The 21342-nt window shown below is 63.0% G+C and carries 23 protein-coding genes; 15 read left to right on the top strand and 8 right to left on the bottom strand.

Annotated elements, in window-relative coordinates:
* Positions 1-248 precede the first annotated feature (248 nt).
* Positions 249-1490 (bottom strand): tyrosine--tRNA ligase, encoded by a 1242-nt coding sequence (gene tyrS, locus ACILRA_RS01125; protein WP_395660244.1) that lies wholly within the window; start codon positions 1488-1490, stop codon positions 249-251.
* 18 nt (positions 1491-1508) lie between these two features.
* Here tyrS and ACILRA_RS01120 point away from each other — a divergent pair, with 18 nt between their 5' ends.
* Positions 1509-2645: an anhydro-N-acetylmuramic acid kinase gene (locus ACILRA_RS01120; protein ID WP_395660248.1), complete on the top strand. Its 1137-nt coding sequence runs from the start codon at positions 1509-1511 to the stop codon at positions 2643-2645.
* 4 nt (positions 2646-2649) lie between these two features.
* On the opposite strand, the gene ACILRA_RS01115 is transcribed toward ACILRA_RS01120, so the two are convergent.
* Positions 2650-3303 carry an alpha/beta hydrolase gene (locus ACILRA_RS01115; protein WP_395660243.1) on the bottom strand — a complete coding sequence of 218 codons (654 nt, stop codon included), beginning with the start codon at positions 3301-3303 and terminating at the stop codon, positions 2650-2652.
* A 182-nt stretch (positions 3304-3485) separates the two neighbouring features.
* On the opposite strand from ACILRA_RS01115, the gene ACILRA_RS01110 reads away from it, so the two are divergent.
* The 9 genes from ACILRA_RS01110 to ACILRA_RS01070 all read left to right on the top strand — a co-directional run bounded on the left by ACILRA_RS01110 (position 3486) and on the right by ACILRA_RS01070 (position 10968).
* Positions 3486-3956, top strand: coding sequence for an Rrf2 family transcriptional regulator (locus ACILRA_RS01110; RefSeq protein WP_395660242.1), 471 nt, complete (start codon positions 3486-3488; stop codon positions 3954-3956).
* Positions 3957-4012: 56 nt separating this feature from the next.
* Positions 4013-5029 (top strand): cysteine desulfurase family protein, encoded by a 1017-nt coding sequence (locus tag ACILRA_RS01105; protein WP_395660247.1) that lies wholly within the window; start codon positions 4013-4015, stop codon positions 5027-5029.
* 4 nt (positions 5030-5033) lie between these two features.
* The gene (gene sufB, locus ACILRA_RS01100; protein ID WP_395660246.1) at positions 5034-6551 is read left to right on the top strand and encodes a Fe-S cluster assembly protein SufB; all 1518 of its coding nucleotides are present in this window, start codon (positions 5034-5036) and stop codon (positions 6549-6551) included.
* A 5-nt stretch (positions 6552-6556) separates the two neighbouring features.
* Positions 6557-7312 carry a Fe-S cluster assembly ATPase SufC gene (sufC, locus tag ACILRA_RS01095; RefSeq protein WP_395660245.1) on the top strand — a complete coding sequence of 252 codons (756 nt, stop codon included), beginning with the start codon at positions 6557-6559 and terminating at the stop codon, positions 7310-7312.
* A complete protein-coding gene (gene sufD / locus ACILRA_RS01090; RefSeq protein ID WP_395660241.1) occupies positions 7309-8481 on the top strand; it encodes a Fe-S cluster assembly protein SufD in 1173 nt (390 codons plus the stop codon). Before sufC ends, sufD begins: the two co-directional genes overlap by 4 nt.
* Positions 8481-9701, top strand: coding sequence for a cysteine desulfurase (locus ACILRA_RS01085; protein ID WP_395660240.1), 1221 nt, complete (start codon positions 8481-8483; stop codon positions 9699-9701). The genes sufD and ACILRA_RS01085 overlap by 1 nt, the downstream gene beginning before the upstream one ends.
* A complete protein-coding gene (locus ACILRA_RS01080) occupies positions 9698-10078 on the top strand; it encodes an SUF system Fe-S cluster assembly protein (protein ID WP_395660239.1) in 381 nt (126 codons plus the stop codon). Before ACILRA_RS01085 ends, ACILRA_RS01080 begins: the two co-directional genes overlap by 4 nt.
* A 10-nt stretch (positions 10079-10088) precedes the next feature.
* Positions 10089-10460 (top strand): Fe-S cluster assembly scaffold SufA, encoded by a 372-nt coding sequence (gene sufA, locus ACILRA_RS01075; protein ID WP_395660238.1) that lies wholly within the window; start codon positions 10089-10091, stop codon positions 10458-10460.
* A gap of 76 nt (positions 10461-10536) precedes the next feature.
* A complete protein-coding gene (locus ACILRA_RS01070; RefSeq protein WP_395660237.1) occupies positions 10537-10968 on the top strand; it encodes a c-type cytochrome in 432 nt (143 codons plus the stop codon).
* A gap of 65 nt (positions 10969-11033) precedes the next feature.
* On the opposite strand, the gene ACILRA_RS01065 is transcribed toward ACILRA_RS01070, so the two are convergent.
* Complete coding sequence (locus ACILRA_RS01065; protein ID WP_395660236.1) at positions 11034-11237, bottom strand: hypothetical protein; 204 nt, start codon at positions 11235-11237, stop codon at positions 11034-11036.
* Between the two features lie 281 nt (positions 11238-11518).
* Here ACILRA_RS01065 and ACILRA_RS01060 point away from each other — a divergent pair, with 281 nt between their 5' ends.
* Positions 11519-13873: a glucose/quinate/shikimate family membrane-bound PQQ-dependent dehydrogenase gene (locus ACILRA_RS01060; protein WP_395660235.1), complete on the top strand. Its 2355-nt coding sequence runs from the start codon at positions 11519-11521 to the stop codon at positions 13871-13873.
* Positions 13874-13978: 105 nt separating this feature from the next.
* Here ACILRA_RS01060 and ACILRA_RS01055 read toward each other — a convergent pair whose 3' ends face one another.
* The gene (locus tag ACILRA_RS01055) at positions 13979-14341 is read right to left on the bottom strand and encodes a hypothetical protein (protein WP_395660234.1); all 363 of its coding nucleotides are present in this window, start codon (positions 14339-14341) and stop codon (positions 13979-13981) included.
* 132 nt (positions 14342-14473) lie between these two features.
* Between ACILRA_RS01055 and ACILRA_RS01050 the strand changes: the two genes are divergently transcribed.
* The 4 genes from ACILRA_RS01050 to ACILRA_RS01035 all read left to right on the top strand — a co-directional run bounded on the left by ACILRA_RS01050 (position 14474) and on the right by ACILRA_RS01035 (position 17241).
* Positions 14474-14926 carry an RbsD/FucU family protein gene (locus tag ACILRA_RS01050; protein WP_395660233.1) on the top strand — a complete coding sequence of 151 codons (453 nt, stop codon included), beginning with the start codon at positions 14474-14476 and terminating at the stop codon, positions 14924-14926.
* 52 nt (positions 14927-14978) lie between these two features.
* A complete protein-coding gene (locus ACILRA_RS01045) occupies positions 14979-16226 on the top strand; it encodes a hypothetical protein (RefSeq protein WP_395660232.1) in 1248 nt (415 codons plus the stop codon).
* 66 nt (positions 16227-16292) lie between these two features.
* Complete coding sequence (locus ACILRA_RS01040) at positions 16293-16751, top strand: L,D-transpeptidase (protein WP_395660231.1); 459 nt, start codon at positions 16293-16295, stop codon at positions 16749-16751.
* Between the two features lie 166 nt (positions 16752-16917).
* The gene (locus ACILRA_RS01035) at positions 16918-17241 is read left to right on the top strand and encodes a hypothetical protein (RefSeq protein ID WP_395660230.1); all 324 of its coding nucleotides are present in this window, start codon (positions 16918-16920) and stop codon (positions 17239-17241) included.
* Positions 17242-17496: 255 nt separating this feature from the next.
* Here ACILRA_RS01035 and ACILRA_RS01030 read toward each other — a convergent pair whose 3' ends face one another.
* From ACILRA_RS01030 to ACILRA_RS01015, 4 genes are all read right to left on the bottom strand, one after another.
* Complete coding sequence (locus ACILRA_RS01030) at positions 17497-18300, bottom strand: outer membrane protein (RefSeq protein ID WP_395660229.1); 804 nt, start codon at positions 18298-18300, stop codon at positions 17497-17499.
* 248 nt (positions 18301-18548) lie between these two features.
* On the bottom strand, positions 18549-19856 hold the full coding sequence (purB, locus tag ACILRA_RS01025) for an adenylosuccinate lyase (RefSeq protein WP_395660228.1): 1308 nt from the start codon (positions 19854-19856) through the stop codon (positions 18549-18551).
* Positions 19857-19893: 37 nt separating this feature from the next.
* Positions 19894-20130, bottom strand: coding sequence for an Lrp/AsnC ligand binding domain-containing protein (locus ACILRA_RS01020; protein ID WP_395660227.1), 237 nt, complete (start codon positions 20128-20130; stop codon positions 19894-19896).
* A gap of 16 nt (positions 20131-20146) precedes the next feature.
* Positions 20147-21310, bottom strand: a complete 1164-nt coding sequence (locus ACILRA_RS01015) for a branched-chain amino acid ABC transporter substrate-binding protein (RefSeq protein ID WP_395660226.1) — start codon at positions 21308-21310, stop codon at positions 20147-20149.
* Positions 21311-21342 lie beyond the last annotated feature (32 nt).

Genomic DNA, 21342 nt, shown 5'->3' with positions numbered 1-21342 from the left:
AGGTTACAATTAGTTCCCCTTCTCCCGTCGCAACGCGATGGGAGAAGGTGCCCGAAGGGCGGATGAGGGCCTCCCTCCACGAGTCCCGCCGCCTGAAAGGGCCCTCATCCGGCCTTCGGCCACCTTCTCCCATCCTTCGGACGGGAGAAGGGACTCATGGTGAGGTTTCCCTTCTCCCGTCGCAACGCGATGGGAGAAGGTGCCCGAAGGGCGGATGAGGGCCTCTCTCCGCGAGTCCCGCCGGGTCCCTACGCCGGCTTCACCAGCACATGCTTCTTCTTGCCCATCGACAGCTTGATCACGCCATCCGCCAGCATCTCGCGCGTCAGCGTCAGCTTGTCGTCCGCCACCGCCTGGTCGTTCACCCGGATGGCGCCGCCCTGGACTGAGCGCCGCGCCTCGCCGTTTGACGAGGCAAAGCCCGCCGCCACGCAGGCCGCCAGAAGTCCCGTGCCGCCGTCGAGGTCGAGCAGGATCGAGGGCAGCCCTTCCGCACTCTGGCCTTCCTCGAAGGTGCGCCGCGCCGTCTCGGCAGCTTCATCCGCCGCCGCACGCCCGTGCAGCATGGCGGTCGCCTCGGTGGCGAGCAGCTTTTTCGCTTCGTTGATCTCGGATCCGCCGAGTGCCCCCAGCTTCGCGATCTCGGCGAGCGGCAGTTCGGTATAGAGCTTCAGGAAGCGGGCCACATCCGCGTCCTCGGAATTGCGCCAGTACTGCCAGTAATCATAGGGCGAGAGCATGTCGGCATTGAGCCACACCGCACCTGCCGCCGTCTTGCCCATCTTGGCGCCTGAGGATGTCGTCAGCAGCGGCGAGGTGAGCGCAAACAGCTGGCGCTGGTCGCAGCGGCGGCCGAGCTCGATGCCATTGACGATGTTGCCCCACTGGTCGGAGCCGCCCATCTGCAGCACGCAGTTCTGCCGCCTGGACAGTTCGAGGAAGTCATAGGCCTGCAGGATCATGTAGTTGAATTCGAGGAAGGTGAGCGGCTGCTCGCGCTCAAGCCTGAGCTTCACCGAATCGAAGCTCAGCATCCGGTTGATGGTGAAGTGCACGCCATAATCGCGCAGGAAGTCGATGTAGTTGAGATGGTCCAGCCAGTCGGCATTGTTCACCATCCGCGCGTCGGTTGAGCCCTCGCCGAAATTCAGGAACTTGGTGAAGACCTGCCGGATGCCGGACAGATTGCTGGCGATCTGCTCCACGCTCAGCAGCTTGCGGGATTCGTCCTTGAAGGAGGGATCGCCGATCTTGGTCGTGCCCCCGCCCATCAGCGCAATGGGCTTGTGCCCCGTCTTCTGCATCCAGCGCAGCATCATGATCTGCACGAGCGAGCCCGCATGCAGCGAGGAGGCCGTGGCATCGAAGCCGATATAGCCGGTGATGGTGCCAGCCTTCGCCTGCGCGTCCAGCGCCTCGGCATCCGAGATCTGGTGGATGAATCCGCGCTCGGAGAGTATGTTGAGGAAATCGGACTTGAACTGGCTCATGGCACTCGGACTTTCGGGATAAGGCTGCGGGCTCTTAACCTTCGGAGGCCCTTCCTGTCAAAACCGCTGAACGCCCTGGGGCTGATGTCCGGCACCTCGCTCGACGGCATCGACGTGGCGCTTCTGCGCACCGATGGCGAGGACGTGGTGGAGCGTGGCCCCGCCGTCACCTATCCCTATAGGCCGGACCAGCAGGCCCTGCTGCAGGATGCGCTGCGTGAGGCAAGGCCGCTCGAGAGCCGCGACGCCCGCCCCGGCATCCTCGCTGAGGCTGAACGCGCGCTGACAGCGTGGCACGCCGAGGCGGTCGCTGACTTCCTCCGGGTCCATCCCGCGGCGGTCGATGTCATCGGCTTTCACGGCCAGACTGTCATCCACCGGCCGGAGCGCCGCCTCACCGTCCAGCTCGGCTTGGGACCGCTGCTGGCAGACCGCACCGGCATCCCCGTCGTCTTCGACCTCCGTGCCGCTGACGTTGCGGCAGGCGGGCAGGGGGCGCCGCTGGTCCCGGTCTACCACCGGGCGCTGGCCGCCGGGCTTAACGAGCGGCCGGTCGCCTTCGTCAACATCGGCGGGGTGGCCAACATGACCTGGATCGGGCGGGAGGGGGAACTGGTCGCCTTCGACACCGGACCCGGCAACGCTCTCCTCAACGACTGGTGCGCGCGTCACACGGATGTGCCCCTCGACCGGGACGGCGCCCTGGCATCGCGTGGGCATGTTGCTGCGGATGCAATCGGGCAGCTACTCAAAAACAACTTTTTTGCAACTGCAGCACCCAAATCCGTCGACCGGAATGCGTTCGATTCATCGTTGCTCGATGGTCTATCGCCGGAAGATGGTGCGGCAACTTTGACTCGCTTCACCGCCGCCACCATCGCCGGCAGTGCCGGATTGGTACCGGAGGCGCCCCGGCTTTACGTCATCTGCGGCGGCGGCAGGCTCAATCCCACCTTGATGCGAAACTTGCGGGAATTGATCCAAGCTCCTGTAATTGCTGCCGAAGAGGTTGGATTCAACGGCGACTCAATGGAGGCGGAGGCCTGGGGTTATCTGGCCGTCCGGTCGCTGAAGGCGCTGCCGATCACCTTCCCCGGCACGACGGGCGCATCCCAACCTCGTTCCGGAGGTATTCTTGCCAAGCCTGTGAAATAAAAGCCTAAAGCTGGCCTTCCGCCGCAAGGCGTTTGTCCAGATAGGTCGAGCAGGTCTTGGTCAATTCGTCGATTTTGTCCTGGAAGAAGTGGTTGGCGCCGGCAATCACCTTGTGCTCGACCGCAATTCCCTTTTGCGTCTTGAGCTTGGAAACGAGGCTGTGAACGGCCTCGGGCGGCGTCACCGTGTCCTTCTCGCCGTTCACGAAGAGGCCCGAGGCCGGGCAGGGGGCGAGGAAGGAGAAGTCATAGTGCTTGGCCAGCGGGGCGACCGAGATGAAGCCAGAAATCTCCGGGCGGCGCATGAGGAGCTGCATGGAAATCCAGGCGCCGAAGGAAACCCCCGCGATCCAGCAGATCTTGGCCTCGCGGTTGAAGGACTGCAGCCAATCGAGGGCGGAGGCGGCGTCGGACAGCTCGCCCGCGCCATTCTCGAAGATCCCCTGGCTGCGGCCTACGCCCCTGAAATTAAAGCGTAAAACGGAAAACCCACGGCTCTGGAACATCTGGTACATGGTATGCACGATGGGGTTGTTCATCGTGCCCCCGAAGGTCGGGTGCGGGTGGAGCAGGATGGCGATGGGAGAGCCTGCGGCCTTGGAGTGGTGGTAGCGCGCCTCGATGCGGCCTGCTGGCCCGCTGAAAATCACTTCCGGCATAAAATCTGGTCCTCGTGCGGAGATGTCGGTGCAGGAAAAACCGGTGAGTGGGTCACCAGATAGTTGACTCCTGCACTCGGGTTTTTTATATCCTGTTTAGAATTATTCGAAACTGGCGCACCCGCCTCCTGATCCAATGGCCTTTAGCACGGGTGAGGGGTTCAAAATCAAGGGTTTCGTGGATGAAGATGAGCACCAAGGGCCGTTATGCCGTGATGGCGATGATCGACATTGCCACGCATTCGGATGGCGAGCCCGTTTCCCTTGCGGAAATTGCGGAGCGGCAGGACATCAGCCAGGAATATCTGGAGCAATTGTTCGGCAAGCTGCGCAAGCACAAGCTGGTGGAGAGCGCGCGGGGCCCCGGCGGCGGCTACCGTCTGGCGCGTGAAATGAAGTTGATTCCGGTAGCGGAAATCATTGCTGCCGTTGATGAGGAGTTGCATTTCACACGCTGTAACGGTGATGCCGTTGAAGGTTGCGTGAAGGGCGAGCGCTGCAACGCGCATGACCTGTGGTCCAGCCTCGGCCGCCAGATGATGTATTTCCTGTCATCGATTTCACTCGAGGACGTCGTCGAGAAGCGCAACCTGGCGCTCGCTGCCACCATCAAGCAGACCAAGGACCGCCACCCGGAGGGCCAGACGGCTTGAGGAGCTACCTCGACCATAACGCAACGGCGCCGCTGCGCCCGGAGGCGAAAGTGGCAATGGTCCGCGCAATGGATTGCACGGGCAACGCCTCCTCCGTGCATGGCGAGGGCCGCGCGGCCCGCAAGGTGATGGATGACGCGCGCGAGCAGGTGGCCCGGGCGGTTGGTGTGATCGCGCCCATGGTGGTGTTCACCTCCGGCGGGAGCGAGGCCAACAACATGGCGCTGAAGAGTGCGCCGGTGGAACGGCTGATCGTCTCAGCCATTGAGCACCCTTCGGTGCTGGAGGCGGCGAAGGCGTCCGGCAAGACGGTGGAGACGGTTCCGGTGGACGGCCATGGCGTTGCCGACCTGGCGGCGCTGGAGCGGATGCTCAAGGGACCGCGGGCGCTGGTGAGCTTGATGCTGGCCAACAATGAGACGGGCGTGATGCAGCCGGTGGCCGAGATCGTGCGGCTGGCCGAGGGTCATCTCGTGCACACGGATGCGGTGCAGGGGCTGGGCAAGGTGCCGGTCAATTTCGGGCTGCTGGGCGTGGACATGATGACGCTCTCCGCGCACAAGCTCGGTGGCCCGGTGGGGGCAGGCGCACTGGTCATCCGCGACGGGCTCCCTGTCGAACCTCTGATCCATGGCGGCGGACAGGAGTTGCGGCGCAGGGCGGGAACGGAAAATCTCGTGGCGCTGGCGGGCTTTGGCGCGGTGGCGCAGGCCAGGACCAATGTGCAGGCGCTGCGCGACAGGCTGGAAGCGGCGCTGGAGGGTGCCGTGATCTTCGGGCGAGGCGCAGACCGGCTTCCCAACACCACATGTTTCGCCATGCCCGGCATGAATGCCGAGACGCTGCTGATGGCTTTCGACCTCGAAGGCATCGCCGTCTCGTCAGGTTCTGCCTGCTCGTCGGGCAAGGTTGCGAAATCGCATGTGCTGGCTGCCATGGGTGTCGCACCCGAAATCTCCCGCGCCGCGATCCGCGTATCACTGGGCTGGGACACCACAGAAAACCACATCGACCATTTCATTGCCGCCTGGCGGAAGATCGTCTCCCGCCACAAGGCAAGGGCTGCTGCTTGAGGATATCATGGCTGACATCGAAACCATCGAACTCGTCAAGGACATCGACGTCGATAAGTACAAGTACGGCTTTACGACCGATATCGAGTCCGACTATGCGCCGAAGGGCCTGAGCGAGGATACCGTCCGCTTCATCTCGGGCAAGAAGAACGAGCCAGCCTGGATGCTGGAAGGCCGTCTCGAGGCCTATCGCCGCTGGCTGCAGATGGAGGAGCCGACCTGGGCCAAGGTGAGCTATCCGAAGATCGACTTCCAGGACATCTACTATTACGCGGCCCCCAAGGGCTCGGCGGCTCCGAAGAGCCTCGACGAGGTGGACCCCAAGCTGCTCGAGACCTATGCCAAGCTTGGCATTCCGCTGAAGGAGCAGGAAATCCTCGCGGGCGTCAGGAAGCAGGGCGAGAAGAGCGAGCTGGATGAGGAGGGGGGCGAATATGCCTCCGGCAGGGTGGCGGTGGATGCCGTCTTCGACTCTGTCTCGGTTGTCACCACCTTCAAGGCGGAGCTTGCCAAGGCGGGGGTGATTTTCTGCTCGATCTCGGAAGCGCTGCGCGAGCACCCGGAGCTGGTTAAGAAGTATCTCTTCTCCGTCGTGCCGCAGGGCGACAATTACTATGCAGCACTTAATGCGGCGGTGTTCTCCGACGGCTCCTTCGTCTATGTGCCGCCGGGCGTGCGCTGCCCGATGGAGCTGTCCACCTATTTCCGCATGAACGCCAAGAACACCGGGCAGTTCGAGCGCACGCTGATCATCGCCGACAAGGGCTCCTACGTCTCCTATCTCGAAGGCTGCACCGCGCCCACGCGCGAGGAAAGCCAGCTTCATGCGGCGGTGGTCGAGCTGATCGCGCTGGATGATGCCGAGATCAAGTATTCGACGGTGCAGAACTGGTTCCCCGGCGATTCGGAAGGCAAGGGCGGCGTCTATAACTTCGTGACCAAGCGCGGCGATTGCCGTGGCGCGCGTTCCAAGATCAGCTGGACGCAGGTGGAGACGGGTTCGGCCATCACCTGGAAATATCCGAGCTGCATCCTGAGGGGCGAGGAATCGCGCGGCGAGTTCTATTCGATCGCCATTTCGAATGGCCGCCAGCAGGTCGATAGCGGCACCAAGATGATCCACCTCGGCAAGAACACCTCGAGCCGCATCATCTCCAAGGGCATCGCGGCGGGCCGCTCCGACAACACCTATCGCGGGCTCGTCTCGGCGCATCGCAAGGCGACGAACGCGCGGAACTTCACGCAGTGCGACTCGCTGCTGATCGGCGACAAGTGCGGCGCGCACACGGTGCCCTACATCGAGGCCAAGACGTCCACCGCTCAGTTCGAGCATGAGGCGACGACGTCCAAGATCTCGGATGACCAGATATTCTACTGCATGTCGCGCGGGCTCTCACAGGAGGAGGCCGTGGCGCTGATCGTCAACGGCTTCGTGCGCGACGTGCTGCAGCAATTGCCAATGGAATTCATGGCCGAGACGCAGAAGCTGATCGGCATTTCTCTGGAAGGAAGTGTCGGATGACAAGTCTGCTCAACATCGACAATCTGCATGTGAAGCTCGAAGACGAGGACCGCGAGATCCTGCGTGGCCTGTCACTCTCGGTGAAGCCGGGCGAGGTGCATGCCATCATGGGCCCCAATGGATCCGGCAAGTCGACGCTGTCCTATGTGCTGTCGGGCCGCGCGGGCTATGAGGTGACGGAAGGCTCCGTGACCTACAAGGGCGAGGATCTGCTCGAGATGGCGCCGGAAGAGCGGGCCGCCAAGGGCGTGTTCCTGGCCTTCCAGTATCCGATCGAGATTCCGGGTGTTGCCACCATGCAGTTCCTCAAAGTTGCGCTGAACGCGCAGCGCAAGGCGCGGGGCGAGAAGGAATTGTCCACGCCGGACTTCATGCGCATGGTGAAAGACAAGGCTGCGAAGCTTAACGTCTCCCAGGACATGCTGAAGCGGCCGGTGAACGTTGGCTTCTCAGGCGGCGAGAAGAAGCGCGCCGAGATCCTGCAGATGGCGGTGCTGGAGCCTTCGCTGTGCATCCTCGATGAGACCGACTCCGGCCTCGACATCGACGCGCTGCGTGTGGTGGCGGACGGCGTCAATGCACTGCGCTCGCCTGACCGGGCGATGATCGTGATTACCCACTATCAGCGGCTGCTCGACTATATCGTGCCGGACTTTGTGCATGTGCTGTCCAAGGGCCGCATCGTGAAGTCTGGCGACAAGAGCCTGGCGCTGGAGCTGGAAGAGAAGGGCTACGGCGAATTCACGAAGGACGCGGCATGAGCATCGCGCTGTCCAGGACTGTTGCGGAGGAGGCGCTGGGACTTTCCCTGCCGCACCGGCGCATGGAAGAGTGGCGCTGGACCGACCTGCGCCAGATGATCGACAAGCCCTATCCGCCGCGCCAGCAGGTGACGGCGGCTGCGGGCGAGGTCGAACGGCTGCTGAATGCCTCGATCTTCCACGGCATTGCCGCAACGCGCATGGTGTTCGTGAACGGGCATTATGATGCCGCGCATTCGAAGCTGGCCAACGGCGCTGTGGACATCTTGGCGGAAGCCGATGAGCCGGTGCTGCAGATGAATGCGGCCTTTGTGTCGGACGGTGCGCGGATCAGGCTTTCCGGCAACATCGACCGGCCGGTGGAACTCGTATTCATTGCGACCAATGCCGCACCCCGCACCATTGCCACGCGCAATGTGATCGAGGTGGCGGATGATGCCTCGGCGACCATCATCGAGACGCATCTGGGCGAGGGAAGCTATCTTTCAAACAGCGTCACCGAAATTCGCGTGGGCGCCAATGCACGGCTTGACCGGGTGAAGGCCGAGATCGAGTCGCATGAGGCAACGCATCTGGCCCACACCCATGTGACGCTGGCGCGCAACGTGACCTTCCGGGACTTTACACTCTCCACCGGTGCGCGGCTGAACCGTCAGAACGGGACATATCGCTTCGACGGCGAATTCACCGATGCCAAGGTGTCCGGCGCCTATCTGCTGGCGGGCAAGCAGCATGCGGATACGCGGCTGGTGGTTGACCACCGCGTGCCGAACTGTGCCAGCCGGGAGCTGTTCCAGTGTGTGATGGATGACCATGCGCGCGGCATCTTTCAGGGCAAGGTGATTGTGCGCCAGCATGCGCAGAAGACGGACGGCAAGCAATCGAGCCATGCGTTGCTGCTCTCCGAGACGGCCGAGTTCGATGCGAAGCCGGAACTCGAAATCTATGCCGATGACGTGGCCTGCGGCCATGGCGCGACGGCGGGCGACCTGAACCATGACCACATCTTCTATCTGAAGTCGCGTGGAATCCCTGAGGCCGAGGCCAAGGCACTGCTGATCGCCGCCTTCGTGGGCGAGGCCTTCGACATGATCCACCATGACGGCCTGCGCGAGGCGCTGACGGATTATGCCGCGCGCTGGCTGACCGAGCACCGGAGGGCAGGCTGATGGATTTCGACGTGCAGGCCATCCGCGCCGATTTCCCCATCCTCTCGCGGGAGGTCTATGGCAAGAAGCTGGTCTATCTCGACAATGCTGCTTCGGCCCAGAAGCCGAAGGCGGTGCTGGATGCGATGACCAAGTCCTATACGGAGGAATATTCCAACGTCCACCGCGGCCTGCACTTCCTCTCCAACGCTGCAACACAGGCCTTCGAGGATGCGCGTGAGAGTGTCAGACGCTTTCTCAACGCGCCGTCGCCCGAGCAGATCATTTTCACCCGCAATGCGACGGAGGCCATCAACCTCGTGGCGCAGAGCTTTGGCGGGATGGTGCTGAAGCCGGGCGACGAGGTGGTGCTGTCCATCATGGAGCACCACTCCAACATCGTGCCGTGGCATTTCCACCGCGAGCGGAACGGTGTGGTGCTGAAATGGGCGCCCATCGACGAGGATGGCAACTTCCTGATCGAGGAATTCGAGAAGCTGCTGACGCCGAAGACGAAGATCGTGGCCATCACCCAGATGTCCAATGCGCTGGGGACCGTGGTGCCGGTGGCCGAGGTGATCAAGATGGCGCATGCCAGGGGCATTGCCGTTCTGGTCGACGGGTCGCAGGCCTGCGTGCACATGGCTGTGGACGTTCAGGCGCTGGATGCGGATTTCTACGTGTTCACCGGGCACAAGACCTATGGGCCCACGGGCATCGGCGTTCTCTATGGGCGCAAGGAGCTTCTGGCCAAGATGCCGCCTTACCAGGGCGGGGGCGAGATGATCTCCGAAGTGACGACGGATGCCATCACCTACAACGACCCGCCGCACCGCTTTGAGGCTGGAACGCCGGCCATCGTGCAGGCGATCGGCCTTGGCGCGGCGCTGGACTACATGCGGGGCATCGGCCTCGACAACATCGCCGCCCATGAATCGATGCTGCGGGACCGGGCCATGGCGCGGCTTTCCGAAATCAATGCCATCCGCATCTTCGGACGCGCCAGGAACAAGGGCGCCATCGTCTCCTTCACCATGGAGGGGGCGCATGCGCATGACGTCGCCACCGTGATCGACCGGGCGGGTGTTGCCGTCCGCGCCGGGACCCACTGCACCCAGCCGCTGCTGCAGCGCTTCGGTGTCACCGCAACCTGCCGCGCCTCATTTGCCATGTACAATACCCTCGAAGAGGTTGATGTTCTGGCAGACGCGCTTATCTCTGCCCGGAGGATATTCGGATGACCGAGGCTGCCACTGAAACCCTGCCCGTGACCGGCAATGCGCCGGACCCTTCGGCCATTCCGCCGGACGAGCTGGCGCGCCTGACGGATGACATCGTCGCGGCGCTGAAGACGGTCTATGACCCCGAGATCCCGGTCGACATCTATGAGCTGGGCCTGATCTACAAGGTCGATATCGATGACGACCGGAACGTTGCGATCGAAATGACCTTGACGGCTCCGGGCTGCCCGGTTGCGGGCGACATGCCGGGCTGGGTGGAGAATGCCGTGTCCACCGTGCCGGGTGTTGCCAGCTGCAAGGCAACAATCGTCTTCGACCCGCCGTGGGACCACAGCCGCATGTCGGATGAGGCCCGCGTTGCCCTGAACATGTGGTAAGGAGGAAGCCATGGCCTCTGCAAACCCCCGTCCGCGACCCCAGATCATGAAGCTGACCGACGCCGCGGCGGCCCGCGTGCGCGAGATCATGGCGAAGTCCGAGAAGCCGATGGCCGGGCTCCGCATCGGCGTCAAGAACGGCGGCTGCGCGGGCATGGAATACACGCTCGAATGGGCCGAGGACCAGAAGCCCTTTGACGAGGTTGTCGAGGACAAGGGTGTCAAGGTGCTGGTCGATGCCAAGGCCATGATGTTCCTGCTGGGCACCGAGATGGATTACCAGACCTCGGCGCTGAAGTCGGGCTTCGTGTTCAACAACCCCAACCAGGTCTCCGCCTGCGGCTGCGGCGAGAGCGTACAGCTGAAGCCCGCCGCGGGCTGAAGCCCCCTTGCGGAGCGCCCGCTGACCGCCCTAGTCTCGAAAGCGGGAACGGAGCGTCAATCGGAAGGGTTATCTGATGGCTGTGCTCCGGCTTCGTCCACTCCTGGCACTCCTGGTGCTGGGATTGTGTCCTGCCGCTCTCCATGCCCAGGAGGCAGGCAATGCCGCCGTCTCCGGGGAGGCGGATTTCAACCTCTATTGCGCCAGCTGCCACGGGCAGGATGGCAAGGGCGATGGCCCCAAGGCCTTTGGCCTCAGCGTCCCGCTCCCGGACCTGACGACCATGACCGAGCGCTATGGCACCTTCCCAGCCGACAGGCTGGCCAGGATCATCGACGGCCGCGACGCGCTGGAAGGTCACCTCGACCGCGAGATGCCGGTCTGGGGCGTGTGGTTCAGGGAGGAAGCCGCCGCCGAACTCGGCGGCGCCGAGGGTGACGAGGGATCCGTGGCACGCCGGGTCGAGAACCTCATCGGTCATCTCGAGAGCCTGCAGGCCAGCCCTTAAGGCTTAGAGCATGATCTTGAGCGAGTTCTTTTCGGCCAGGTGATTTCACCTGGTCGAAACGCGCTCTAGAACATTGCCTGCAGCATGCTGCCGATGGTGGCCAGGCGGGGCAGGCTGACGTCGCCGGGCCAGAGGCTGGCGACGTGAACGGCCACCACGGGCACGAAGACAAGCGCCATCATCAGCAGCACGATGATGCCGGCATCAGAGCTTTCACCGCGGCCGGAGCCTCGGGCTTCTCGAAACAACGAAAGAGACTTGGAGTTCATTTTGTTCACCTCGTTCCGACCAGCCGTTACCGGCGGCGGCGGGTGAACCAGATGAAATCAGGTGCCCGCGTGAGCCAGTGACGGCATGGTCGATCGACTATGACTGTCGCTTGGCATTGGGGTTCTGGGTCCTGGTTGAGTATGGCGAAGGCATTACCTTTCGCACAGTTTCGGATCGCATGAGGGGCCTCGATTGTCAAGAGAAAGGCCCGCGGCGGCAGACCGTTACATTTCCGATACAATCTTTGATATAAGAAACCTATCATTTTTGGAGATTTCTCATGGCTATTGTGAGTGCTGTTATTGCGGCTGCCTTGGGCCTGGGGCTAGCTATTCTGGGCTTGTGGCTGGTGGGTGTCGGCGGGAGCATAGCCTATCTGGCGCTGGGGGCCGGGTTTCTGATCGTGGCATATCTGCTGGCGCGGCGCAGCCCGTGGGCCCTGTTCGCCTATGCCGGGCTTATGCTGGCGGCGCTGGCCTGGGCAGTTTGGGAGGTGGGCCTTGATTGGTGGCAGCTTGGGCCCCGTGGTGGCATCATCGTGCTGTTCGGGCTTTGGTTGCTGCTTCCGGGTGTCCGGAACGGCCTGAGCCGGGGCACGGAGGCCATGGCGGGACAGGCATGGCGCACCCTGGGACTCGCCTGTCTTGCCAGCGTGGCCATAGCTGGCATTTCTATGGTCACCGATCAGACGGCAATCAGCGGGCAAGTGCGCGCGCAAACAGTGCTCGCCGATCCGCCCACGGGCAATGCAATGGCTGCCGGAGACTGGCATCAGTATGGCCGCACCAATTTCGGGCAGCGCTATTCGCCTCTCGATCAGATCAACGCGGCGAATGTGGCGAAGCTTACGCCCGCGTGGATATATCAGACCGGCGATGTGAAGCAGCCGGAGGATATTGGCGAGACGACCTATCAGGTGACGCCAATCAAGGTGGACGGTGCGCTTTATGTTTGCACGCCGCATAATCTCGCAATCTCGCTCGACGCCGCGACGGGCAAGGAGCTTTGGCGCTACGATGCAGCGCCGGGCTTCAACCCCAGCCGGCAGCACCAGACCTGCCGGGGCGTGACCTACTGGCGCGACACCAAGCTGCAGCCGGGCCAGGCCTGTGCGGAGCGTGTCTACATGCCCACCTCTGACGCGCGGCTGATCTCGCTTGATGCGAAGACCGGCAAGCTCTGTGAGGGCTTCGGCACTGGTGGCATGATCCAGCTGGAAGCGGGTATGAAGTACAGCCCGAAGGGCTATTACTATTCGACGTCTCCGCCCGTGGCGGTGGCGGGCAAGCTCATCATCGGCGGCGCCGTCAACGACAACTATACGGCCATGGCGCAGTCCGGCGTGATCCGCGCCTTCGACATCGACACCGGACAGCTGGTGTGGAACTGGGATTCGGGAAGCCCCGACAGGACGCAGCCGATCGACATCGCCGGGGGAGAAACCTACACGACCAATTCGCCCAACAGCTGGTCCGTGTTCTCGGCGGATGAGGAACTCGGCCTCGTCTATTTGCCGCTCGGCAACCAGAGCCCGGACCAGCTGGGCATGGGCCGCTCCGCCAATGTGGAGCGCTTCTCATCCTCCGTGGTGGCCCTCGACATTGCCACGGGCAAGCTGCGCTGGGTGTTCCAGACGGTGCATCATGACCTATGGGACATGGATGTTCCGGCGCAGCCGGTTCTGCTCGATCTTACCCAGGTTGACGGCAAGACCGTGAAGGCGCTGGTGGCTCCTACCAAGCAGGGCGACATCTATGTGCTCAACCGCGAGACGGGCGAGCCGCTTCTGCCGGTGAAGCAGGTGCCAGCACCTGGCGGCGCCATTCCGGAGGATTTCACCGCACCCACACAGCCCACATCGCAACTGAGCTTCAACCCGCCACCGCTGCGCGAGGCGGACATGTGGGGCGTCACCCTGTTCGACCAGGCCTTATGCCGCATCAAGTTCCGCAGCCTGAACTATGAGGGCCGCTACACGCCGCCCTCAATCAAGGGCACCATCGTCTATCCCGGAAACTTCGGTGTATTCAACTGGGGCTCGGTGGCGGTTGATCCGGAGCGGCAGGTGATGTTCGGCATGCCGACCTACTTGCCCTTCGTGGCGCGGCTGGTGCCCGCCGCGGAGATCCCGCCCAAGGAGGCGGGCGCCAAGGGAAGCGAGCAGGGTCTCAACCGCAATGAAGGCTCGCCCTATGGGGTTTACATGGGGCCTTTCCTCAGCGCGGTTGGCCTGCCCTGCATGGCGCCGCCCTGGGGCTATGTGGCAGCCGCCGACCTGCGCACGGGGGAGATCATCTATCGCCACAAGAATGGCACAGTGGAAGACATGTCGCCCATTCCGCTGCCGTTCAAGGTGGGCGTTCCGGGCATTGGCGGGCCGATCATCACCAAGGGCGGGGTGGTCTTCCTTGCGGCAGCCGTGGACAATTATCTGCGCGCCTATGACCTGGCGACGGGCAAAACACTCTGGAGCGCACGTCTTCCTGCGGGTGGACAGTCAACGCCCATGACCTATCTGCATGACGGCAAGCAGTATGTGGTGATTGTAGCAGGCGGCCATGGTTCGGTAGGGACGAAGCCCGGCGACCATATACTGGCCTATACGCTTCCAGATGATCTGGCGAAGTCACAGTGAAGGGAGACCGGCGTGCGGCGTGATCGCCGCGCGCGATGATCGTATGGCAGGACAAAACGATCTGCCCCGCCGTGGCGGGGCCTGCCATGATGTTTCAAGACCCGTTCAGCGCCAGATGTCGCCGGTGTAGGCGTCGACATAGACGTTGACGCGCTTGCCCTTGCGGTTCGTCGCGCGGAAGCTGTAGGTGCGGCCGGAGCAATCCCGGGCCTCGACATTGTTGTAGCCGTTGCGGTCCACCCGGCGGCGGGCCTGGCTGCAGCTCATTCTGTTCGCACGGAAGTGGCCATAGCGCCCGTAATCATACCAGCCATAGCCATCATAATAGCGCCAGCCGGGCCCCACCTGATAGGGGTGGAAAGGCACGCCGAGGAAGATCCGCACATCGGCCTTGGCGGGAGACGTGGCGGACAGTCCGCCCAATGCGCAGAGCGCTACGGCTCCGGCCACAAACAGTTTTTTGAACATCGCTCAACTCCGTGGTTGCCAGCATCAAGGTGTAAGCGATTTCACATTGCGCCTGGATGGCGGAATCCGCAACCCCGGCGCGGTATGAAATTCGCCCTTGCCAGGCCGCGGCGAGGCTGCGATGGAATCGTCATGCTGAAGAACATTCCCTCTGAGTTGAGCCCTGACCTGCTGTGGTGCCTCGCCTCCATGGGCCACGGCGAAAGGCTCGTGCTGGTCGACAGGAACTTTCCCGCCCATGAGGTTGCCCAGCACACCAGCACGAAGCGGCTGATCGACCTCCCCGGGCTTGACATTCCCCAGGCGACGCGCGCGATCCTTGCCGTGATGCCGCTCGATGACTTCATCCCGGCGCCCGTCGCGCGGATGGAGGTGGTGGGCGAGCCCGGCAAGCTGCTGGCGATGCAGGCCGAGGTGCATGACATCGCCAGGGCCGCGGAAGGCCGCGAGCTGGGCATGGAGGCGCTGGAACGCTTCGCCTTCTACGAGGCGGCGAAGAAGGGCTTCTGCGTGGTGCGCACCTCGGAGTTCCGGCCCTATGGCTGCTTCCTGTTCACCATGGGCGTGATCTTCGACAGGAGGTGAGGCCTCGTTGATGGTTTGACGGCAGCGGCGTTCCGCGCCAGATTGCCGCCTCATGGATCAAAATGCCCCTCTCATTCCGGGCCATGAGGCGATTCTGGATCGCCTGATTGGCCTTTCGCTGTGCGCCGGGCCCATCGAGGGCCAGACGGACAAGTATTTCACCAACACCAGCCGCATCGTCGCGGCCAATGGCGACTCGCGCGTGACCTTCGCGGTGTTCATGCGCCGCCGCGTGGTGGCCGCACTCGAGCCGGCGATCCGCCTCATCCGGCACTTCGTGCCGGACGTGGAGATCAGGCGCTTCTGCGCGGAGGGCGACATCGTTCCTTCCGAGTCCAAGATGTTGGAGATCACCGGCTCGATGCGGAAGCTGTCCGAGATCGAGACGCTGATGCTGCAGAAGATCGGCTTTCCCTGCGTTTCGGCCAACAATGCCTATGAGATGTGCCGGGCCATTCCCTCTGCCGCCTTCATGGACATGCATGCCCGCCACGGCTCGGGCGCGGAGATGAACATTCTCGCCGCCTATGGCGCGGCGGTCGGCAGCGCCGCGGCCAAGCGCGCGGACCCGAGCGTCAAGGGCTTCGTCGGGTCCTCCCAGGACATGACGGCGCCGTTCTTCGGTGCGAAGTCCGGCATGGGAACGATGCCGCACGCCCTGGTGGGCTATACCGACGGCGATGTTCTCAAGGCGCTCAAGTTGTTCGCGCAGAGCATTCCCGAAGTGAAGAACATGATCGCGCTCGTCGACTACACGGGTCAGGAAGTGACCGACGCGATCCGCTGCGCCCGCTGGTTCTACGACGAGGCAAAACTCGACCGCGAGGGCAAGACATTCGGCGTCAGGCTCGACACCCATGGCGGGCGTTTCGCCGAGGGCCTGGACTATGAGAAGTCGGTGGACACGGTCGGGCAGTGGCTCGGCGTCCACGGCGAGTACAATATCGTGGAGCAGGTGCTTGGGGGCAGGGCGTTCCAACTCGACCCCAACAACATCCTCGTCGACAAGGTGCGACGCATCCTGTTCGGCAAGGGCGTCTCGGCAGCCGCCATCATCCACGTGCGCCGTGCGCTCGACGTTGCGGGCTACCAGCAGGCCACCATCACAGGCTCCTCCGGCTTCGACCCGCAGAAGTGCCAGATCATGGGTGCCGCGAAGGCGCCGCTGGACATGGTGGGAACCGGGAGCTTCCTGCCCGCGACCCTGACGGAGACATATGCAACGGCCGATATCATACGCTATGACGGGACAAGCCGCGTGAAGGTCGGCCGTGAGTTCCTGCTTGAGGACCACGGCTAAAGGACGCTGTGGGCGACAGGATCCGGTTAGGCATTTTCGGACGTGGACATAGGCGGGGACGGAGCGATGAACAGACTGACGGTGCTGCTGGCGGTGCTTCTGGCGCTGGTCATGAGCCTTGTGCTGAGCGGCGAGACACTGGCGAACGGCAAGCCGAAGCAGTCTTCGGGCGTCAGCATCCATGTCGACATTTCGCGCCAGTCCATGGTGGTGGATGTCGGCGGGCGCACTTATGGGCGCTGGAAGGTATCGACCGCAGGGGAGGGCTACTACACGCCACGCGGCGCCTGGCGGCCCTACATGCTGAAGAAAATGCACTACTCGCGCAAATACGATAACGCGCCCATGCCGCACTCGATCTTCTTCCTCGGCGGCTATGCGATCCACGCCACGGGCTATACCAAGTCACTGGGCCGCCCGGCCTCGCACGGCTGCATCAGGCTGCACCCGCAGAACGCTGCCAAACTCTATGCGCTGGTGCAGAAGCACGGGTTGAATTCGACGCGGGTGATCATCACCAATTGAGGGATGGGATGCCCGGACTTGAGGGGCCGGGCTGGTGCCTTAGCGCGTGTTCCGGCCAGGTGGACTCACCTGGTTGAAAATAACTCTCGTGATATCAATAGCTTGAGCGTGATCTTGCCGCAAAAGTGGTTTCCACTTTTGCGGATCATGCTCTAAAATCGTTTGCATGAAGAAAATCGTGATTCTGGTGGCGGTGATTGCCGCATTGTTCGCAGCCTATCCGCTGGTCAATGAAGGAACAGCCGGGCCCTGCGCTGCGCTGGAGAGGCGGGTTCTGACGCTGGCGACGCGTGAGGGCGGAGCGGAAGCAGTGATTCTTGCCGCCCTTGCCAAGGAACTGCTGAAGGCCGGCGACGGCCGGCTGGCGGAGGGCTTTGCACGCCGCCATAACCCGGACATTCCGGCGGTAGCCTCCTGCACGATGAATTATTGGCGGAGCCTCTTCGACCGAGATTGGCTGCTGAAGGAATTCCGCCGCGAATTCAGATAGCGCCCGGCAATGTGAAAGGCCCGGCGCAAGTGCCGGGCCTTTTTTGCTGATGCGATCTGTTTGTGGCGGGGGGCGGTGAGTTGAGATCAAAGCCCCACTCGCACCGTCATGCCAGCGAAAGCTGGCATCCCGCTTTTGTTGCGGCACATGCTGACAAAAACGTCACCCCAGCTTTCGCCGGGGTGACGGTGGTGTTGGGGCGCAAGTTTTCCAGTGATCTCAACTGATCGAAAAGAACTCGCGCAAGATCATGCTTTAGAAGCGGATCTTGGCCGTGGCGCGCACGACGCTGAACTGATAGTCAACCTCGCCTTCGCCTTGGATGTCGGCAAGGGCACCGCTGATATCGGAATCGTCCACGTTCTCGCGAAGGTCGCCATCCCATTCAGCGGAACCGAGGTCGACGAAGAGATACTCGATGCCGAGACTCCAGTTGTCGATACCGTATTCCATGCCGGCGCCGATGGTCCAACCCCAGTTGGTGGTGTCGGTCGAGGCTTCGTAGCTGACGGATTCGTCGATATCACTGACCTCAACGTCGGCAGAGGCTTCCATGTGGCCATAAGCCAGGCCGCCGGTGCCGTAGAAGAGCAGGTTATCGGCCGCGAAGCCGAGGCGGCCACGAATGGTGCCGAACCAGTTGGCGTCAAACGACAGGTCGCTCGAACCGTTGATTTGCTCGTCCGTGTTGATCAGCGGGAAGTCAATGTCGTTGAAATCACGCGAGTGCTCTTCGCTGAAGCCAACGTAGTTGATGTCGGCTTCGATACCGAGAACGAGCGATTCATGCTGCCAGTTGTAGCCGAGCATCGCGCCGCCGGTGAACACCGCGTCATCGCCGCCGAGGTCACTGTCGAAATCGCCGAGGATCTCGTTGATCTGGCTGGCGGTGATTTCCGGATCCGGGTCGTCATCAAGATCAACGCCATCGCCGGTGTAGCGGAGATTGTTATCGATTTCTGAGTTGTTGAAGGCAGCGCCTGCATTCAGACCGAAGTAAAAGCCGCTCCAGTCATATGCGGCGGGCGCCATGTCTGCGGCGTTGGCGGCAGTGCTCATGGCCGCGGCTGAAACCAGGGCGGTTGCGGCGAGAATAATCTTCTTCATGGGTACCCCTGCAACGATTGTGTTGGGCAGCTGTTTTGCTGCATTCGTTTTCAATAACACCGCCCACGGCTGAAACCCACTCCCAAAAGATTAACACATGCATATTTGTGAGTATGTGTTACCTCTGGGTGACAGGTCCTTCAGCCCATGCGTGCATTTCAGGGTTAACGCACTCTTTGGTTCGAGGCGGCTGACGCTTGTCACGCCGTGCCGAAAACACGGCGGAAGATCGTGTCGACATGCCTCGTGTGGTAGCCGAGGTCGAACAGGCGCTCGAGGTCCGCAAGGGGAAGCAGGGCCGAAACCTCTGCATCATTCTTCAGCAGGTCGAGGAAGTTTCCCTCGCCGCGCCAGACCGGCATGGCGTTGCGCTGGACGGCTGCATATGACTCCTCGCGGCTCATGCCCTTCTGGGTGAGCGCCAGCAGCACGCGCTGGGAATGGATGAGACCGCCCAGCCTGTCCAGGTTGCGCTGCATGTTCTGGGGGTAGACGAGGAGCTTGTCGATCACGCCCGTCAGCCGCTTCAGCGCGAAATCGAGGTGGATCGTTGCGTCAGGCCCAATGCCGCGTTCGACGGAGGAATGCGAAATGTCGCGCTCGTGCCAGAGCGCCACGTTCTCCAGCGCCGGGATGACGGCGGAGCGGACGAGGCGGGCAAGCCCCGTGAGGTTCTCCGTCAGCACCGGATTGCGCTTGTGCGGCATGGCAGAGGAGCCCTTCTGGCCGGGGGAGAAATACTCCTCCGCCTCCAGAACTTCCGTGCGCTGCAGGTGGCGGATTTCGGTCGCCAGCCGCTCCACCGAGGAGGCAACGACCGCGAGGGCCGCGAAATACATGGCATGCCGGTCACGCGGTATGACCTGGGTGGAAACGGGTTCCGGAGAGAGCCCCATCTTCTCCGCAACGTGCTCCTCGACGCGGGGGTCGATGTTGGCGAAGGTGCCGACGGCGCCCGATATGGCGCAGGTGGCCACCTCGCTCCGCGCCATGAGGAGGCGCGCGCGGGCCCGCTGGAACTCGGCATGGGCCTGGGCCAGCTTGATGCCGAAGGTGGTGGGCTCGGCATGGATGCCGTGGCTGCGGCCGATGCAGATGGTGTCCTTGTGCTCGAAGGCGCGGCGCTTCAGGGCGGCGAGCAGCCCGTCGACATCCGCCACCAGCAGGTCGGCGGCGCGGGTGAGCTGCACGTTGAAGCAGGTGTCGAGCACGTCGGAGGAGGTCATGCCCTGGTGAACGAAGCGCGCCTCTGGCCCCACGATCTCGGCGAGGTGCGTCAGGAAGGCGATCACGTCATGCTTGGTGACGGCTTCGATCTCATCGATGCGGGCGACGTCGAAAACCGCGTCCTTGCCCTTCTCCCAGATCTTCTGGGCGGCCTCTGCTGGCACAACACCCAGGGCTGCCAGCGCGTCCGTCGCGTGCGCCTCGATCTCGAACCAGATGCGGAAGCGGGTCTGGGGTTCCCAGATCTGGGCCATTTCCTTGGCTGCATAGCGCGGAATCATCGAACGCCTCTCGGATGTGTCGGTGCGGAATTGCGGCTCAGAACGCCTTGAAGGTGATCAGCGTATAGGTGTCGCGGATGCCAGGTATGGTCTGGATCTTCTGCGCCACGAAATGGCCGACGTCATCCTCATCCTTCAGGTAGAACTTCACCAAAAGGTCGTAACCACCTGCTGTGGAATAGATTTCTGACGCGATCTCGGCATCGGCGATGGCTGTGGCCACGCCATAGGACTTGCCGAGCTCGCATTTGATCTGGACGAAAAAGGCGCGCATGGGCTGAGGGGCTCCGTTAGGGTGTGGTGTCGAGGATGGGGGGCGCGAGTGTGGCTGGATCGACCTCGACATAGCGGCCCTCGATCCACCGGAACCAGGCGAGCCGGGGGTCTTTCAGGTCTCCCTTGAGGTCGAAGGAGATGGGCCCCACGGCCGTGTCGAAGCGGTTGCCGCTGCGCAGCCATTCGGCCAGCCGGGCGCTTTCCAATGTGCCCGTCGCTTCCGCCGCCGCGGCAAGCGCCTGGACGGCGGCATAGGCATAAAGGGTGAAGCCCTCGGCATTCTGTTCCTGCGCCCGCATGCGCTCCACCACGGGGCGGGCGGCGGGAAAATTGCGCGGGTCGAAGGTGAAGGTCATCAGCGTGCCTTCGGCGGCATCCCCGGCCTGCTTGAGATAATCCTCGGTGACAAGCGAATCGCCCGAGACGATCTGGGCGCCCGAGCCCTCAGCCCTGAGGGCGCGCGCGAGGAGGCCGCCCTCCACATAGCTGCCGGACACATAGACGACGCCCGCTTCTGCCGCGGCGATCCGCCCGGCAAGCTCCTTGAAGTCCTTGGTTCCCGCCTTGAAGCTCTCCGTCAGGGCGGGTTCAACGCCCTTTGCCTGCAGCCCATCGCGGAAGCGCTGGGCGAGGCCAGCGAAGGCGGGCTGCTGGTCATGCACCACCGCAATCCGGCGGCCCGAAAACTTGTCCAGCACCAGGCCTGCCGCGGCAAAGGCCTGCGCATCGTCACGCGGCGCGAGGCGGATTACGTTCCAGCCGCCGTCATCAGTGAATTTGGGCTGGGTCGAGGCCGGGCTGATCTGGATGATGCCGGCCGTCTGGTAGACCTTGGAGGCGGGGATCGAGGCGCCCGAGCAGTAATGCCCGATCACGGCCCTGACCTTGCCGGACACGAAGCCGGTGGCCACCTCAACGGCCTTGCGCGGGTCGCAGCCGTCATCCGCGAATGTCAGGGAAAGGCGCTCGCCGCGGATGCCGCCCGTGGCGTTGATGTCATCCACCGCCATCTGTGCGCCGCGGCGCAATTGCTCGCCCAGCGCCGCATTGGGGCCGGAGAATGGGGCCGCTGCGCCGATCAGGATCTCGGCGTGGGCCGGGCCCGCCGCGGCGATCAGCGCCAGGAGGGCGAAGGCGGTATTGCGGACTGTCATGTGGAGTGTCTTGCCGTTTGTCATGGGCTTCCTCCGCATTGCCCCAAACCGGGCGG

The sequence above is a fragment of the Aestuariivirga sp. genome, assembly GCF_044239095.1.
Taxonomy (GTDB): domain Bacteria; phylum Pseudomonadota; class Alphaproteobacteria; order Rhizobiales; family Aestuariivirgaceae; genus Aestuariivirga.
Note: the sequence above shows the minus strand (reverse complement) of the source record. Positions and strands in the feature narration are given on the sequence as shown.

Excerpts from the sequence above, each read along its gene's own strand:
- ACILRA_RS01035 (WP_395660230.1), top strand. The coding sequence starts at position 16,918 with ATGAAGAAAATCGTGATTCTGGTGGCGGTGATTGCCGCATTGTTCGCA.
- ACILRA_RS01040 (WP_395660231.1), top strand. The coding sequence starts at position 16,293 with ATGAACAGACTGACGGTGCTGCTGGCGGTGCTTCTGGCGCTGGTCATG.
- ACILRA_RS01045 (WP_395660232.1), top strand. The coding sequence starts at position 14,979 with ATGGATCAAAATGCCCCTCTCATTCCGGGCCATGAGGCGATTCTGGAT.
- sufD (WP_395660241.1), top strand. The coding sequence starts at position 7,309 with ATGAGCATCGCGCTGTCCAGGACTGTTGCGGAGGAGGCGCTGGGACTT.
- ACILRA_RS01050 (WP_395660233.1), top strand. The coding sequence starts at position 14,474 with ATGCTGAAGAACATTCCCTCTGAGTTGAGCCCTGACCTGCTGTGGTGC.
- tyrS (WP_395660244.1), bottom strand. The coding sequence starts at position 1,490 with ATGAGCCAGTTCAAGTCCGATTTCCTCAACATACTCTCCGAGCGCGGA.
- ACILRA_RS01110 (WP_395660242.1), top strand. The coding sequence starts at position 3,486 with ATGAAGATGAGCACCAAGGGCCGTTATGCCGTGATGGCGATGATCGAC.
- ACILRA_RS01105 (WP_395660247.1), top strand. The coding sequence starts at position 4,013 with ATGGTCCGCGCAATGGATTGCACGGGCAACGCCTCCTCCGTGCATGGC.
- ACILRA_RS01030 (WP_395660229.1), bottom strand. The coding sequence starts at position 18,300 with ATGAGCACTGCCGCCAACGCCGCAGACATGGCGCCCGCCGCATATGAC.
- ACILRA_RS01020 (WP_395660227.1), bottom strand. The coding sequence starts at position 20,130 with ATGCGCGCCTTTTTCGTCCAGATCAAATGCGAGCTCGGCAAGTCCTAT.
- ACILRA_RS01065 (WP_395660236.1), bottom strand. The coding sequence starts at position 11,237 with ATGAACTCCAAGTCTCTTTCGTTGTTTCGAGAAGCCCGAGGCTCCGGC.
- ACILRA_RS01070 (WP_395660237.1), top strand. The coding sequence starts at position 10,537 with ATGGCTGTGCTCCGGCTTCGTCCACTCCTGGCACTCCTGGTGCTGGGA.
- ACILRA_RS01115 (WP_395660243.1), bottom strand. The coding sequence starts at position 3,303 with ATGCCGGAAGTGATTTTCAGCGGGCCAGCAGGCCGCATCGAGGCGCGC.
- purB (WP_395660228.1), bottom strand. The coding sequence starts at position 19,856 with ATGATTCCGCGCTATGCAGCCAAGGAAATGGCCCAGATCTGGGAACCC.
- ACILRA_RS01080 (WP_395660239.1), top strand. The coding sequence starts at position 9,698 with ATGACCGAGGCTGCCACTGAAACCCTGCCCGTGACCGGCAATGCGCCG.
- ACILRA_RS01060 (WP_395660235.1), top strand. The coding sequence starts at position 11,519 with ATGGCTATTGTGAGTGCTGTTATTGCGGCTGCCTTGGGCCTGGGGCTA.
- ACILRA_RS01085 (WP_395660240.1), top strand. The coding sequence starts at position 8,481 with ATGGATTTCGACGTGCAGGCCATCCGCGCCGATTTCCCCATCCTCTCG.
- ACILRA_RS01015 (WP_395660226.1), bottom strand. The coding sequence starts at position 21,310 with ATGACAAACGGCAAGACACTCCACATGACAGTCCGCAATACCGCCTTC.
- sufA (WP_395660238.1), top strand. The coding sequence starts at position 10,089 with ATGGCCTCTGCAAACCCCCGTCCGCGACCCCAGATCATGAAGCTGACC.
- ACILRA_RS01055 (WP_395660234.1), bottom strand. The coding sequence starts at position 14,341 with ATGTTCAAAAAACTGTTTGTGGCCGGAGCCGTAGCGCTCTGCGCATTG.